General features: G+C 57.4%; 14 protein-coding genes. 8 read left to right on the forward strand and 6 right to left on the reverse strand.

The annotated features are described in order from the left end of the window. Positions 1–192 precede the first annotated feature (192 nt). From pdxB to JIF53_RS07305, 3 genes are read right to left on the reverse strand one after another with little or no spacing between them, the layout of a single operon-like run. The gene (pdxB, locus tag JIF53_RS07295; protein WP_153741398.1) at positions 193–1347 is read right to left on the reverse strand and encodes a 4-phosphoerythronate dehydrogenase PdxB; all 1155 of its coding nucleotides are present in this window, start codon (positions 1345–1347) and stop codon (positions 193–195) included. A 23-nt stretch (positions 1348–1370) separates the two neighbouring features. Next, a complete protein-coding gene (locus JIF53_RS07300; RefSeq protein WP_153741399.1) occupies positions 1371–2642 on the reverse strand; it encodes a DEAD/DEAH box helicase in 1272 nt (423 codons plus the stop codon). Further along, positions 2639–3202 carry an elongation factor P hydroxylase gene (locus JIF53_RS07305; protein ID WP_228285496.1) on the reverse strand — a complete coding sequence of 188 codons (564 nt, stop codon included), beginning with the start codon at positions 3200–3202 and terminating at the stop codon, positions 2639–2641. The genes JIF53_RS07300 and JIF53_RS07305 overlap by 4 nt, the downstream gene beginning before the upstream one ends. A 146-nt stretch (positions 3203–3348) precedes the next feature. Between JIF53_RS07305 and dsbD the strand changes: the two genes are divergently transcribed. Beyond that, positions 3349–5226, forward strand: a complete 1878-nt coding sequence (gene dsbD / locus JIF53_RS07310) for a protein-disulfide reductase DsbD (protein WP_153741401.1) — start codon at positions 3349–3351, stop codon at positions 5224–5226. Position 5227: 1 nt separating this feature from the next. Here the strand turns inward: dsbD and tusA are convergent, their stop codons facing one another. Next, complete coding sequence (tusA, locus tag JIF53_RS07315) at positions 5228–5473, reverse strand: sulfurtransferase TusA (RefSeq protein ID WP_014421203.1); 246 nt, start codon at positions 5471–5473, stop codon at positions 5228–5230. Positions 5474–5557: 84 nt separating this feature from the next. Here tusA and JIF53_RS07320 point away from each other — a divergent pair, with 84 nt between their 5' ends. Beyond that, on the forward strand, positions 5558–5851 hold the full coding sequence (locus JIF53_RS07320) for an antibiotic biosynthesis monooxygenase family protein (protein WP_011785260.1): 294 nt from the start codon (positions 5558–5560) through the stop codon (positions 5849–5851). Between the two features lie 9 nt (positions 5852–5860). On the opposite strand, the gene rlmM is transcribed toward JIF53_RS07320, so the two are convergent. Further along, on the reverse strand, positions 5861–6937 hold the full coding sequence (gene rlmM, locus JIF53_RS07325) for a 23S rRNA (cytidine(2498)-2'-O)-methyltransferase RlmM (protein WP_199452162.1): 1077 nt from the start codon (positions 6935–6937) through the stop codon (positions 5861–5863). Positions 6938–7068: 131 nt separating this feature from the next. Between rlmM and JIF53_RS07330 the strand changes: the two genes are divergently transcribed. Continuing rightward, the gene (locus tag JIF53_RS07330) at positions 7069–8958 is read left to right on the forward strand and encodes a diguanylate cyclase (RefSeq protein ID WP_153741403.1); all 1890 of its coding nucleotides are present in this window, start codon (positions 7069–7071) and stop codon (positions 8956–8958) included. Here JIF53_RS07330 and JIF53_RS07335 read toward each other — a convergent pair. Beyond that, on the reverse strand, positions 8931–9578 hold the full coding sequence (locus JIF53_RS07335; protein WP_227548964.1) for an alpha/beta family hydrolase: 648 nt from the start codon (positions 9576–9578) through the stop codon (positions 8931–8933). The two genes, JIF53_RS07330 and JIF53_RS07335, sit on opposite strands and share 28 nt — an antisense overlap. Before the next feature lie 234 nt (positions 9579–9812). Between JIF53_RS07335 and ccoN the strand changes: the two genes are divergently transcribed. The 5 genes from ccoN (at position 9813) to ccoG (ending at position 14508) form a co-directional block, all read left to right on the forward strand. Next, on the forward strand, positions 9813–11243 hold the full coding sequence (gene ccoN, locus JIF53_RS07340) for a cytochrome-c oxidase, cbb3-type subunit I (RefSeq protein ID WP_023009983.1): 1431 nt from the start codon (positions 9813–9815) through the stop codon (positions 11241–11243). A gap of 14 nt (positions 11244–11257) precedes the next feature. After that, on the forward strand, positions 11258–11866 hold the full coding sequence (gene ccoO / locus JIF53_RS07345) for a cytochrome-c oxidase, cbb3-type subunit II (RefSeq protein ID WP_153741404.1): 609 nt from the start codon (positions 11258–11260) through the stop codon (positions 11864–11866). Between the two features lie 4 nt (positions 11867–11870). After that, positions 11871–12056 (forward strand): CcoQ/FixQ family Cbb3-type cytochrome c oxidase assembly chaperone, encoded by a 186-nt coding sequence (locus JIF53_RS07350; protein ID WP_011785266.1) that lies wholly within the window; start codon positions 11871–11873, stop codon positions 12054–12056. After that, the gene (ccoP, locus tag JIF53_RS07355) at positions 12053–12943 is read left to right on the forward strand and encodes a cytochrome-c oxidase, cbb3-type subunit III (protein WP_153741405.1); all 891 of its coding nucleotides are present in this window, start codon (positions 12053–12055) and stop codon (positions 12941–12943) included. The genes JIF53_RS07350 and ccoP overlap by 4 nt, the downstream gene beginning before the upstream one ends. 131 nt (positions 12944–13074) lie before the next feature. Continuing rightward, positions 13075–14508: a cytochrome c oxidase accessory protein CcoG gene (gene ccoG, locus JIF53_RS07360; RefSeq protein ID WP_153741406.1), complete on the forward strand. Its 1434-nt coding sequence runs from the start codon at positions 13075–13077 to the stop codon at positions 14506–14508. Positions 14509–14521 lie beyond the last annotated feature (13 nt).

Below are 14521 nucleotides of genomic sequence, written 5' to 3' on the forward strand. Positions count from 1 at the left end.
CCGTTAACTTCCTATGGCTTCCTTCAGACCCCACCGTTGGCCAGTGACGCCCTTGCCAGTCGGATTGTCTTCCCCTCAGTCGGGGTGACGCCATCTTCTTTCAGATGGCCGGGTTTGCCAGCTTCGCCGGGCAAACGAAAAAGGGCGCCACACAGGCGCCCTTCTCTTTTGACGAGTAAGACATTCAGGGTGTCAGATCTTCAGTTTGAACCCGATGGCCCTGAAGCTGTCCTGAATCGACTTGCTGCTACCCTTCAACTGCACTTTCAGACTCGAGCATTCCCTGCGCACCGGGTAGTCCCTGCGTAGCCTGTCAAAGGCCTGCGCCCGCTCTTCAGGATTACCGCGCATGGTCAGCCGCAGGCGGGCATCGTCCCGGCGGGGATCGTAACAAGCGCGCAAAGCAACCTGAACGGCCTCATCTTCATCAGCGCTGCTGGTAAAGGACACTTTACTGAGCGCCGGCTCCGGCAGAAATTGCCCGGCCTTCTTGCGCACGGGCAGCCCTAGATACCGGCAAAGGGCCTGGTAGATCATTTCCGTGCCCTGCATCTTGCCTTCAAGACTGTAGCCGGCAATGTGGGGCGTGGCCAGCCACACCCTGTCTACCAGATCCGGCTTGATTCCTGGCTCATGCTCCCAGACATCCAGCACCACCGTGGGTGCGTCCGCCAGCTGAAGCCGGGCAAGCAATGCCTCTCCGTCTATCACCTCGCCCCGGCCGGCGTTGATCAACAACTGATCCTGCCCAAGCGCCGCGAGCTCGCTGCCCGCGACCATCCGGTTGGTGGGATGGTCTCCAGTTCGCGTCAACGGCGTGTGCAAGGTTACAACGTCACACTCCAGAGCCTCGGCCAGCGGCACAAACTCCTCTGCGTGCTCTTCTTCAGCTTCCTGCCTGGGCGGATCACAGAGCTTTACCGTGAAATCCAACCGCTCCAGCATTCGGGCCAACTCACCACCGACATTGCCCACCCCGACAATCCCGACCGTCAGGGATGACCAGTCTTCAATGCCGCGCTTTTCTGCGTACAGCGACAATACCGAGAGCACATACTCAGCCACACTGACGGCATTGCAGCCTGGCGCAGCGGCGAAACCAATGCCTTGCTCCTGCAGCCAGGCCTGATCGATATGGTCCGTTCCAATCGTGGCCGTGCCAACGAACCTCACCCGCGTGCCCTCCAGCAACTGCCGGTCTACCCGGGTTACCGAACGGACCAGCAGGATGTCGGCATCCTTTACCTGATCCGGAGTGAGCGTCCGGCCATTCACCCGGCGAATCTCTCCGATGTCGCCAAAAAAGGAGTCCAGTAAGGGGATGTTCTCGTCCGCAACGATCAGCATAACAGTGGTCTCACCAGTGACTATCAATGACGACGTGGTCTGGGTCCGCGACCACTGTTGCCCTGTGGCCGACGGCCGCCCCGTTTGCGGGTAATGGGCGGGTTGTCCATGGCGGCTGTCAAATTCTCATCGGGCACCGCCGTTTTCAGCTTCTGGCTGATGTATTTTTCAATCTCCGGCAGCGCAAACGCATCCTCTTCACCAGCGAAACTCACCGATACTCCGGTTTTCCCGGCACGGCCAGTACGCCCAATGCGGTGAACATAGTCTTCGGCGTTGTCAGGTAGATTGTAGTTGAAGACATGGGTCACGCCGTTTACGTGGATGCCGCGGCCAGCCACATCGGTAGCAACCAGCACCTGTATCTGCCCTTTCTTGAACTGATCCAGCGTCTTCAGCCGCTTGTTCTGGGCAATTTCGCCAGACATCAGAGCCACTTTCACACCCTGGTTTTTAAGATCCTCTTCAAGATCACGGCACTGGTCACGGCGGTTGGCAAAAACAATCGCTTTCTCCACCTCCGGCCGCTTCAGGTAATTCACCAGTACCGGCAGTTTTTCGTTATCGGACACCAGGAAAACGGTCTGCTCAACTCGTTCTGCCGTCTTTTGTTCCGGCTCGATTTCGACAAACTCGGCATTGCGGGTCCACATCGATGCCAGGTTCAGGACATCCTGATTAAAGGTGGCACTGAACAGCAGGGTCTGGCGCTCATCCTTGGGGGTACACTTGCGGATGATGCGTTTGACGTCCGGGATAAAGCCCATATCGAGCATCCGGTCCGCCTCGTCCAGAATCAGGATATCGAGCTGATCCAGGAAAACATCCTGTGACCCCAGGAAATCAATCAATCGGCCCGGGGTGGCTACCAGGATGTCGACAATCTCGTTCTGCAACTGTTCCCGCTGCTTGTCGTAGTTCATACCACCAACCACGGTAACCACATTGTGGCCGGTGTACTGACACAGCTGTTCGGCGTCCTTGGCAATCTGCATGGCCAGTTCGCGGGTGGGCGCCAGCGCCAGAACCCGGGGCTCGGAGGCAAACCGGTCTTTCTCGTCGATCGGAGTTTCCAGCAAAGACTGAATCGCGGTAATCAGAAAGGCTGCAGTCTTGCCGGTGCCGGTCTGGGCCTGGCCAATGAGGTCTTCACAGGCCAGGGTCCAGGGCAGCGTTTCTGCCTGAATGGGCGTGCAGTACTCGAAGCCAATTTTGGTAATGGCATCCAGCAGTCGCTTGTCCAGATTGAGGTCGCTGAAGCGTAAATCGCCGGTATGCTTTGGGTCGGATGTCATAGGGGTTCAGGTATCCTTGATTTATCGTATTCCTGCTCTGCAGTTAACAGACGGTTCTTAACTTGAGCCCAGCTTTCATCTATCCGGGCGCCAGTACCATAGAACTGCATGAGCGAATCGTAGAACTGCTGTGCACGGCGGGGTAATCCACAGGCAAGGTACTCGCTCGCCTGGTTGAGCACATTCAGGCGGAATGCGTCTCCATCGGCAGCGCCTCCGCCGGCGAGGTTGTCGACACTGATGTGAAAGCGGAAGCCGGCGGCCAGGGAAAACAGACACTCCATGGCCTGAGGTTTCACCTCCACCTGCTCAAACGCTTGCTGCTGTTCAGGTGTTCGCCCATCCGGACAGTACCAGTATCCGTAATCGTACATTGTGCGCCGGTGCTCACCGGCAATGCACCAGTGGGCAATCTCGTGCAGGGCACTGGCAAAAAAACCATGGGCAAAGACTACCCTGGCAAGACCCTCGGGCTCGCTCACAGGCAGATATTCCGGTTCGTCGCTGCCCCTGACCAGAATCGTCCGGTATGATTCCCGGAACAGGTCATTGAACAGCATGATAAGATCGTCTGGATTGTGATTCATCGGTTGGCTATTGTGCGACTTTAACGCGGCCAATACCAGTGGGAACTTTCGCCACGCCAAGGTGTCCACAGGCTTCGAACCGACTTCATGCATACCAGAATCAGGAAATGACCGTATCCATGTCAGCAGTCCAGGCCTTCAGTGCTTCTTTGCGAAATCTGTCCTACCATCTCCTGCTTGTGTTGGCAGTGGGTCTGTCGCTGGCGTCTCCCGGAGCCAAGGCTCTGGGGTCCGGCAATGGCAGCCTGTTTGGTAAAAGCGAATTTCTGCCGGTAGATGAAGCACTGCCCTTTGATTACACCACTGATAACGGGGCTGTGGTGCTGGCCTGGAATATCACCCCCGGCCATTACCTCTATAAAAGCCGCATACAGATCAATGCCGTAACTGATGGTGTACAGGTTGGCGAACCTGGCTTTTCTTTGCCGGGCACGCTGACTGAAGACGAATTCTTTGGTGAGATCACCGTTTTTTTTGATCCGGTCCAGGCCAGGGTACCCATCACCCTGCCCGACGGTGTCCGGGAAGCGGAACTACAGGTGACCTACCAGGGTTGTGCTGAGGCCGGGCTGTGCTATCCCCCGCAGACCCGGGACATCCTCTATTACCCTGGTGGCGACACCGCCGAGACCGCTGCCAACAGCGTGACCTCCGATACCGGAAATGCGGCGCCCGCAGATACCTCCACCGCGACCGGCCTCGCCGGCTTTCTGTCCAGCCAGTCGATCTGGATGATCGCCGGCGTATTCTTTTTGCTCGGTCTGGGGTTGACCTTTACACCCTGCGTTCTGCCCATGGTGCCTATCATCTCCTCCATGGTCTCCGGGCGTAATACAAGAACCACCAGCCATGCATTATTGCTGTCGGGCAGTTATGTGCTGGGCATGGCATTGACCTACGCCGCGGCGGGTGTCATTACCGGCCTGCTGGGCGCCAGCTTCAATCTCCAGGCGCAGCTGCAGTCGCCCTGGGTACTGAGCGTTTTCGCGGGCATGTTCGTGATCTTTGCGCTGTCGATGTTCGACCTGTTCGAAATCCAGTTACCGCGTTTTATTCGGGAACCCCTCAACGATGCCAGCCATCGCCTGACTGGTAGCCGTGTCGCCAGCATCTTCGGCATTGGCGCCCTTTCAGCACTGATTGTCTCGCCCTGCGTGTCTGCGCCACTGGCCGGCAGCTTGCTGTACATTTCCACCACCCAGGATGCGGTAATCGGTGGAGTGGCGCTGCTGGCATTGGGCCTTGGCATGGGTGTGCCCCTGATACTGGTTGCCGTTGGCGGCCGGAAACTGCTGCCAAGCTCAGGGCACTGGATGACCACGGTGAAACACTTCTACGGTGTCATGCTACTGGCCGTGGCTATCTGGCTGGTTGAGCGTCTGGTACCGGTCTGGCTCAGTCTGACCATGTGGGGGCTGCTGATTGCGATTACTGGCGTACAGCTGGGCGCATTTGATGCCGCCAAGGCTGGCTGGCAGCGCACCCGTAAGGGGCTGGGGCTGGTTATGTTTGCCTACGGCCTGGCCTTGCTGGCCGGTGCCGTCAGCGGCGCCAACGACCCGCTCAAGCCGCTGGCGCCGTTTGTGGCCTCCGCGGCGCCGGGACCAGTGGCGGGAGAGCTATCACATGCCAGCTTCCAGCGCATTGAAGATCCGAACCAGATCCGCACATTGCTGGCCAATGCCAGTAACCGGGGGCAGCCCGTCATGCTGGACTTCTATGCGGACTGGTGTATTTCCTGCAAAGTCATGGAACGCAATGTGTTCAGCGATCCCCAGGTCATCCAGGCACTGTCACCCTACACCCTGCTGCAGATCGACATGACGGACAACACGCCCGCCCAGCAGGCCCTGCTGGATGAACTCGGCCTGTTTGGCCCCCCGGCAATACTGTTCTATCAGGCGAGCGGGTCAGAGCTCAGCAACGCCCGCGTACTGGGCGAGATGGATCGGGATCAGTTTCTGGAGCACGTGGCCAACGTTGGTCAGAAACTCTGAGTCAGGCGTCCTGACAGCGGCGGATCAGGAACAGGAATTCGCCGCCCGCTTCCTGCTGGCTGAGAAGTTCGTGCCCGAGGAACTGGCAGAACCTCGGGATATCCCGAGTGGTTGAAGGATCGGTGGCCACCACCCGCAGCACCTGCCCAATCTCAACATCGTGGATGCGATTGTGCAGCATCATGACCGGCTCGGGACAGAACAGTCCCCGTGCATCCAGTTCTGCGTGATAATCATGATCGGACACGCGTGACCTCCTGCAAGTAGCGTGATTTTTCTGAATCCAGTGCTAAATTATTGTTTATAGCAGCGAAAATAAAGGGAGATTGTCATGATTCGGGTACTTATTGAACGCCATATTGCCGAAACTCTGGAGTCGGCCTACGAAGACCGGGCCAGAAAAGTGTTACAGCAGGCCGTCAGTGCCCCGGGCTTTATCTCCGGTGAGACCCTGGTCGACTGCCGCGACCCCAACCATCGCATGACACTGGCAAACTGGCGCTCAGAGGCAGACTGGGATCGCTGGTACCGCTCTCCTGAACGCCGGGAATTAATGGCGGAACTCACCCCCATGATGGACCGGGATGAAGCCATTACCGTGCTCCAGCACAGCGATATGCCGTGAGCCCGGTGATCAGTCCAGGCGCTCGATGAAGCAGGTTATTTCTTCCCTGTCGTGGTAGAGGTGCCGGGCCCGGAGCCGGCAATTGAGCTCGGCCTCTGCCAGCCCCTGCAGCAGTATGTCCCGGCAGATCAGCCACTCCTCATAACGTTTCTTCATGGGTAGCTTGAGATTGAACACGGTGTAGCGACACAGTTTGCCTCCGACCCAGTCCAGCGCCAGACGCGCGGTTTTGCGGGGCTTGTCGACAATATCGCAGACCATCCAGTCCACGGCCCGCTTCGGGCGCCAGGCGTAGCCATCAGCCCGGACATGCTCAACATGCCCTGTGGCCATCAACTCTGGATTCATGGGGCCATTATCGACCGCCGTCACCATCATGCCCTGCTGTACCAGTTGCCAGGTCCATCCTCCGGGAGCGGCGCCCAGATCTACCGCTTTCTGGCCGCCACCCAGGTAGTCCAGATAACGATCTTCAGGAATAAAGACTTTCCACGCCTCTTCGAGTTTGAGCGCAGACCGGCTGGGCGCTGAGGCAGGCAAACGCAAACGGGGTATGCCCTGCGGAAAAGGGGATCGATTATCGGCCAGGCTTAACCCGACAACAGCCGTTTCGAAATCCAGCAACAGCAACTCCAGACGGTCACCTTTGGCACTGGCCGAGTCCTGCGCCAGCATGTCCGCCTCCCTGAGTCCGCGGGACAGGGGTGCCACCCATTTTCGGGCAAAGTTGCCCAGATCGCGATCTTCATTGGTTTCCGTAAGCCGGGTTTCCAGTCGTGATGCCAGGCTGCCCTGCCAATCGGCGCCCCGGAGGAACTCGATAACGGCTCCAACCCGGTCCCTGGCCGGCAGCGGGCAATCGCCAAGCACCAGAAACCAGTCCCGCACAAAGACCAGCTCGTCCAGCGGTATTCTCTGCATCAATTCAAAGGCAGATTCGGGCCCGCCAAGGGTAAACCGCACCAGCCCTGCGTTCCTGATCGGCTGAAAGTAACCGAACAGACCACAAGCGGCCGCCGAATCCATCAACTCCTGACCCGCCTCGGTTTCAAACCCCGGGCGACACATCAGCATTATCTGTTGCATTCCATAACCTTGTTGGTGACCACTGTCAGGATTCTGACGCACTGACAGCGATAAAACTTGAACGTGTTTAACGGCAGCACTTGTTCACGCTGGCTACACTTTCTGCCTCCCAACGTACCGCCTGGTGGAAGATGCTCCGACTCTGGAACCTGCTTACGGCCTGTTTTCTGGCCACGGCTGGCCTGCTGTTCAGCGGCCAGCTTGCGGCTATGGAACCGTGTCCCGCTCTTGATGCCGCCAGCCCGGACGCCCGAAGTGCGATCAACCACCACATCTGTTTTTACTCGGCCCGCCCGGGTGAGCCGGCCCATGCTGCAACCGCACCGGAGGATCTACCGGCTGAATTGGCCTGGAAATCAGCCCGGGGCCATGATCTGGTATTCAGCCACACGGATTCCGTGTACTGGCTTCAACTTAATGTCCGGAACAGCAGCGCTGAATCCGGTCTCTGGTACCTGAAGCTTCATTACCCGCTGCTGGACGAGGTGACGTTCTGGCAAAAAAGCCGCTACCAAAGCGGTTACAGGCCTGAAGACGCCCGACCTCCGCTGGCGACCGGCGATCTGTTCCCGTTTGCCACAAGGGGCATAGATTACCGTTATTTCCTGCTCCCCGTCACACTGGATGCTGGCGAAAACCACTCCATCCTCATCCGGGTGCATAGCAGTGGCGCGCTGAACGTGCCCTTGGGCCTGATGACACCGGGCGAGGTAATTGCGGAAAGCAACCATCTCACCCTCATACACGGCCTGTTTTACGGCGCCCTGCTGATACTGGCGGCGTTCAACTTGCTACTGTTCATCAGTGCGGGCACCCGCTATTACTTCTACAACGCCTTTTATATAATCTCGATCGGGATGTTCCTGTTCGCCATGGGTGGATTTGCCAACCAATACTTCTGGCCGGAGAGCTCAGAACTGGCGAACCTCTCCATTCCGCTAACCCTGGCCGTTTGCGCGCTGGCGATGACCCTGTTCGGCTGGTCTTTCCTGGAAGTCGGCCCCGGCACGCTTTCTGTCAAGGCGCTGAAATCGCTAGCCACAGTTTCCGTTGGTGCAGTAACACTGACACTCCTTATCCCTTACACCAAGTCCATCCTGATCAATACCGCCCTGGCCTTGACAGTCATTGTGGCGCTACAGGTTATTGCCTACGTTCGCTGGCGCCAGGGCTACAGGCCCGCATTCTGGTATCTGGCGGCCTGGATGGTAATGGTTGTCGGGGCACTGATCTATGCCATGGCTGCGTTCGGGTATCTTGGCGATTATCAGGCCCGGGAAGTGATGATGCAGGCAGTTCTCGGAGGCCAGGTGGTCCTGCTGAATTACGCCCTGGTGCAGCGCTGGCGCCTGCTTAACCAGAAACTGCTGGATGTGGAACACCAGGCCCGGACCGAACTGGAACTGAAGGTCCATGAACGCACCGCCCAGCTCCGCAACACCATGCGGGAACTGGAACAGGCGAACCGGAAACTGGCGTCTTTAAGCCTTAACGATGCGCTCACTGGCCTGTACAACCGGCGCCACATGGATAATCTTCTGCCTGAACTCTGCAGGGAGGCCCGTCGGACCGGGAACCCATTAACTCTGGCCCTGATTGATGCCGATCACTTCAAGCGAATTAATGATACCTGGGGCCATGACTTTGGGGATCAGTGCCTGAAACAGATCGCGGGCGTTCTGGATGAGCACGTCAAACGCCCCAGGGATGTGGCCATCCGGTTTGGCGGTGAGGAATTTGCCCTGCTGCTCCCGGGCACGGACCTGGACGGTGCACGCACGCTCTGTCTCGGCATACTCAAAGCCATGCGGAAAACCCCGCTTATCGCTCCGGGCAATGAGACTTTCCATCTGACACTCAGCGCAGGGATCGCTGAACTGTCTACGGGACAGGAGCCGTCCGACCTCTTCCGGAAAGCCGATGAAGCACTCTATCAGGCCAAAGGCGCAGGGCGGGATCAGATCGTACTCGCCAATCGTGTTTCAACGCCTGATCACAGTACGGCATCTTCGGCAAACTGACGCGTCAGAAGAGCAGCCTGCGCAATCAGGTCAGCCTGTTGTTCTGGCTGCCGCGCCAGAGGCTGAAAATCGTGATTTCCGCCGTCCAGCCAGCACAGCCGGGTAAGGCCCGGGATCTGCCCCTGCGCCTTCAACTCATCCGGTTTGCCGAATGGGTCACGGGTACCCTGCACCACCAGTAGAGGAACCGCAACCTCACCCAGATGTTCAATCCGCCAACGATCCAGCTTCCCCGGCGGGTGAAACGGATAGCCGTAACAGGCAACGCCATCAACATCCCTGCACTTCCCGGCAGCCAGAAGCGTGGCCATCCGCCCTCCCATTGATTTTCCCCCCACCAGCAGCGGTACCTGACTTCCGAGCTCCTCTCTGGCCAGGGACACCTGATCTTCAAATGCCGCCAGCAAAGCCGGCTGCCGATCGGGCGGTCGCTTTCTGCCATCCTCGCGACGCTTCACCATATAGGGAAACTCGAACCGCACACTTTCGATGCCCTGCCCTGCGAGAGCCTCCGCCAACAACTCCATGAACAATGAATCCATGGGCGCGCCAGCACCGTGGGCCAGTATCATTACGGCTTTGGCATCTTTTCCGTAGCCTTTGGTCTTAATTCTTTTCACCAATTTTCTCTCTCTCGCTCCTGTTGCGGATCAAACCCGATGACAGAATGGATCTGGCAAGCCATTAAAGCGTCAATAAAAACATATTGGATAGACTTGCAACTTACTGGCCAGCCTACTGATTCCGGCGGATTTGACGGATGTCATAACTTGATCTTGATCATTGCAAAGGAATAATCGTTTCTCCATACTTGCCCCCGCATAATTCCCCATCCTGAACCCATTGGTAAGGCTATGAGCACAGTAAATGCAAACCTGACATACAACTATAAGGTGGTGAGACAATTCGCCATCATGACAGTGGTATGGGGTATTGTAGGTATGGCTCTGGGTGTGCTGATTGCAGCACAGCTGGTTTGGCCATCCCTCAACCTCGACCTGCCCTTTACTCACTTCGGTCGCTTGCGGCCGCTGCATACCAACGCCGTAATCTTCGGCTTTGGCGGAAGTGCCCTTTTTGCAACGTCCTACTACGTCGTTCAGCGAACCTGCCAGGCTCGCCTGATGTCTGACGGGTTGGCGGCGTTCACCTTCTGGGGCTGGCAAGCGATCATCGTGGCTGCTGCCATCACCCTTCCGATGGGCCTGACAACGTCCAAGGAATACGCCGAGCTGGAATGGCCGATTGACATCGCGATTGCGGTTGTCTGGGTCAGCTACGCCCTGGTGTTCTTCGGAACCGTGATGAAGCGTAGCACTCCGCACATCTACGTTGCCAACTGGTTCTACGGCGCGTTCATCATTACCGTTGCTGTACTGCATATCGGTAACAACATGGCGCTGCCGGCCACCGCCTTCAAGTCGTACTCCGCCTATGCGGGTGTTACCGATGCGATGATGCAGTGGTGGTACGGTCACAACGCGGTGGGCTTCTTCCTGACTGCTGGCTTCCTGGGCATGATGTACTACTTCGTTCCCAAGCAGGCCAACCGTCCGGTTTACTCCTATCGCCTGTCTATCGTGCACTTCTGGGCACTGATCGCCACCTACGTATGGGCCGGTGGTCACCACCTGCATTACTCCGCTCTGCCTGACTGGGCACAGACCGCAGGCATGGTCATGTCCCTGATTCTGCTGGCGCCGTCCTGGGGCGGTATGATCAACGGCATGATGACCCTGTCCGGTGCCTGGCACAAACTGCGCACTGACCCTATCCTGCGTTTCCTGGTGGTTTCTCTGTCCTTCTACGGTATGTCTACCTTCGAAGGCCCGATGATGTCTATCAAGACCGTCAACGCTCTGTCCCACAACACTGACTGGACCATCGGCCACGTGCACTCCGGCGCCCTGGGCTGGGTTGCTATGATCAGTATCGGTGCGGTTTACCACCTGATCCCGAAACTGTGGGGCATCCAGGCCATGTACAGCACTGCCCTGATCAACACTCACTTCTGGCTGGCTACCGTAGGCACCGTGCTTTACATCGCCGCCATGTGGGTGAATGGCATCATGCAAGGTCTGATGTGGCGTGCAGTAAACGAAGACGGCACCCTGACCTACAGCTTCGTGGAAGCGCTTGAAGCTTCCTACCCGGGCTACTTTGTACGCTTCATCGGTGGCGCGATCTTCCTGACCGGCATGCTGATCATGGCCTACAACGTGTACATGACCGTACGCCAGAAAGACGCCGTTGCAGAAGATAATGCTGCGGTTCAGGCGGCGTAAGGGAGAGAGACCAGATGAGACACGAAATAGTCGAAAAGAACCTTGGTCTGATGATCGTGCTGATCGTACTGACCATCAGTGGCGGTTTCCTGGCGGAAGTGGTGCCCCTGTTCTTCCACAAAGAGGTTAACGAGCCGGTCGAAGGCCTGGAGCCTCTGTCAGCCCTGGAACTGGAAGGCCGGGACATTTACATCCGTGAAGGCTGCCACGTGTGCCATACCCAGCAGATCCGTCCGTTCCGGGCTGAGACTGAGCGTTATGGCCACTACTCCGTTGCGGGCGAGTTCGTTTATGACCGTCCGTTCCTGTGGGGTTCCAAGCGTACCGGGCCGGATCTGGCTCGTGTAGGCGGTCGTTACTCGGATGCCTGGCAGCGCCAGCATCTGTACGATCCGCGCAGCGTGGTACCCGAATCCAACATGCCTGCCTTCCCGTGGCTGTTCGAGAATCGTGTTGATCACGGTTCCATTGAGTCCCGGATGAAGACGCTGCAGACGCTTGGCGTGCCATACAGCGACGAGCAGATTGCCAACGCAGCGAGTGAGATCGAAGGCAAATTTGAAATCGAAGCGCTGGTCGCATACCTGCAGCAGCTGGGTACTGTGATTTCAGAGAAGCGGTGATCCCATGGATATTAATGAGTTACGCGGCATTCACACGCTGCTGGTAATGGCAGCGTTCTTCGGAATCGTCTGGTGGGCGTACAGCGCCCACCGCAAGAAGGCCAACGACGAGGCAGCACACCTCCCCTTCGATGACGACGAAGTCGAAAAGCGTACTCTCGAACAGGAAAAAACGGAGAAGAAACAATGAGTACCTTCTGGAGCATCTGGGTCAGTGTGATCGTGCTCGGTACCGTTTTCGGCTGCTGGTGGCTCCTCTGGGCCACCCGCAAGAGCCAGACAACCGATACTGAAACCGACCGGACAATGGGCCATTCCTTTGATGGCATTGAGGAATACGATAACCCTCTGCCGAAATGGTGGTTCTACCTGTTCGTAGCAACCTGCATCTTCGCCCTTGGCTACCTGGCTCTGTACCCGGGCCTGGGCAACTTCAAGGGTCTGCTGGGATGGACATCCACCAACCAGTGGGAAGCGGAAGTGGCAGCTGCCGAAGAGAAATATGGCGAAATCTATGCCCAGTTCGGCGACACTGCCATTCCTGAACTGGCGCAGAACGATGACGCCATGAAGATCGGCCAGCGCCTGTTTGCCAACAACTGTTCGGTCTGTCACGGCACCGCCGCTCGCGGCCAGGTGGGCTTCCCCAACCTGACCGACGAAGACTGGCTGTGGGGCGGTCAACCAGACCAGATCCTGCACAGTATTGCTCAGGGTCGTAACGGCAACATGCCTGCAAAGGGCGTTATGCCGAATATGACCAACGAGCAGGTCGACCAGGTGGTTAACTACGTGCTGAGCTTCAGTGGACGCGAAGAAGATGCCGAGGCGGCCAAAGCTGGCGCCCAGGTATTCGCACAGGCCTGCGTTGCCTGTCACGGCCCGGAAGGCAAAGGTATGGAAGCCATGGGTGCGCCCAACCTGACCGATAATGTCTGGCTCTATGGCTCCACTTATGAGTGGATCAAGGAGACCGTGATGAACGGTCGCCAGAACCAGATGCCTGCACAAGAAGGTCGTCTGACCGACGACCAGATTCAGATCCTGGCAGCCTACGTTTACAGCCTGTCTAACTGAATCCGACCCGGCCAGGCTCGCCCTGGCCCGGTCTTCTCAACCCTGTATCTGCGCCCGCGGGTACAGGCTTGAGAAGATCAGCTGACCCTCCGAGGCCCGCTCCCAGCTTTACCACTCACCGGGAGGTACCCATGAGCAACGAGATTCCGGTCAAACAGGTTGACCCGAACGGCGATTCCTCCAATAACAAAAAAAAGCCAGAAACCGTCGACCTGTACGCCAGTCGACAGAAAATCTACGTCAAGGAAGTCAAAGGCTTTTTTCAGCGAATCCGGAATGTCAGTCTAACCCTGCTAATGGGCATGTACTTTCTGTTCGTTTGGCTGACTCTGGACGGGCAACCCCTGATTCACTTCGACCTGCCTGCCCGGGAATTCCATCTTTACGGCATTACCTTCTTCCCCAAAGATTTCTTCCTGTTATCCGGCATGCTGATCATTTCAGCCTTTGGCCTGTTTTTCATCACCACACTGTTCGGCCGGGTATGGTGCGGCTATACCTGCCCCCAGACAGTCTGGACCTTTATCTTCATGTGGATCGAGGAAAAAGTTGAGGGCAGCCGCAACAAGCGGATGAAACTGGACAAAGCCCCCAACTCTGCGGAGAAGCTCACCAAAAAATCGATCAAGCACGCACTCTGGCTGTTCGTCGCGCTGGCGACTGGCGTCACCTTCGTTGGCTACTTCTACCCCATTCGTGAGCTGATCGTTGACCTGTTCACCTTGCAGGCCAACGGCTGGGCCTATTTCTGGGTGGCCTTCTTTACCGTCGCCACCTACCTGAACGCCGGCTGGATGCGGGAACAGGTATGCCTGTATATGTGCCCGTATGCCCGGTTCCAATCCGTGATGTTCGATCCCAACACCCGCGTTGTCTCCTACGATCCCAACCGGGGCGAGCCACGTGGCAGCCGCAAGAAAGGCGTCGAACCCGCCGAAGTCGGTCTGGGCGACTGTATTGATTGCGGCCAGTGTGTTCAGGTTTGCCCCACCGGGATCGATATCCGTGATGGCCTCCAGTACGAGTGTATCGGCTGCGCCCTGTGTATCGACGCCTGCGATGAAGTTATGGAGAAGATGAACTATCCCAAGGGGCTGATTCGCTACACCACTGAGAATGAACTGGAGGGTAAAACCTCCAAACTGCTGCGGCCGCGTACCTTTGGTTATGGCGCAGTGCTCATACTGATGATCAGCGCGGTGATCTTCACCATTGCCACCCGGGTTCCGGCCAAGATGGATGTGCTGCGGGACCGTGGTGCACTGTTCAGTTTCAACGGCGAAGGGCGGGTGGAAAACTCGTATACCGTGAAGATCCAGAACATGTCAGAAGTACCACAAACCTTCAGCCTGACTGTGGACGGTCTTGAAGGTATGCGCATTCTGACAGACACCACGGTGACGGTGAGCAGCGGCGAGAATCTCTCCTTGCCCACGGTTGTTGACGTGCCACCGGAAGTGCTGGTGGACACCAATAACGATATTCGTTTCTATGCGGAGTCCCAACCGGATTCCTTGATTAAACTTGAAACTGAAAGCCGGTTTGTTGGTCCAAGGCCCCGCTAACAAGAGGGCCCGA

The sequence above is a fragment of the Marinobacter sp. bablab_jr008 genome (assembly GCF_016464145.1).
Taxonomy (GTDB): domain Bacteria; phylum Pseudomonadota; class Gammaproteobacteria; order Pseudomonadales; family Oleiphilaceae; genus Marinobacter; species Marinobacter nauticus.

What these genes read in the sequence shown, in the direction of transcription:
- JIF53_RS07300 (WP_153741399.1), bottom strand. Translation starts at nt 2,642, where the DNA reads ATGACATCCGACCCAAAGCATACCGGCGATTTACGCTTCAGCGACCTC.
- ccoP (WP_153741405.1), top strand. Translation starts at nt 12,053, where the DNA reads ATGAGTACCTTCTGGAGCATCTGGGTCAGTGTGATCGTGCTCGGTACC.
- JIF53_RS07330 (WP_153741403.1), top strand. Translation starts at nt 7,069, where the DNA reads ATGCTCCGACTCTGGAACCTGCTTACGGCCTGTTTTCTGGCCACGGCT.
- ccoN (WP_023009983.1), top strand. Translation starts at nt 9,813, where the DNA reads ATGAGCACAGTAAATGCAAACCTGACATACAACTATAAGGTGGTGAGA.
- pdxB (WP_153741398.1), bottom strand. Translation starts at nt 1,347, where the DNA reads ATGCTGATCGTTGCGGACGAGAACATCCCCTTACTGGACTCCTTTTTT.
- dsbD (WP_153741401.1), top strand. Translation starts at nt 3,349, where the DNA reads ATGTCAGCAGTCCAGGCCTTCAGTGCTTCTTTGCGAAATCTGTCCTAC.
- JIF53_RS07305 (WP_228285496.1), bottom strand. Translation starts at nt 3,202, where the DNA reads ATGCTGTTCAATGACCTGTTCCGGGAATCATACCGGACGATTCTGGTC.
- ccoG (WP_153741406.1), top strand. Translation starts at nt 13,075, where the DNA reads ATGAGCAACGAGATTCCGGTCAAACAGGTTGACCCGAACGGCGATTCC.
- rlmM (WP_199452162.1), bottom strand. Translation starts at nt 6,937, where the DNA reads ATGCAACAGATAATGCTGATGTGTCGCCCGGGGTTTGAAACCGAGGCG.
- JIF53_RS07320 (WP_011785260.1), top strand. Translation starts at nt 5,558, where the DNA reads ATGATTCGGGTACTTATTGAACGCCATATTGCCGAAACTCTGGAGTCG.
- ccoO (WP_153741404.1), top strand. Translation starts at nt 11,258, where the DNA reads ATGAGACACGAAATAGTCGAAAAGAACCTTGGTCTGATGATCGTGCTG.
- JIF53_RS07350 (WP_011785266.1), top strand. Translation starts at nt 11,871, where the DNA reads ATGGATATTAATGAGTTACGCGGCATTCACACGCTGCTGGTAATGGCA.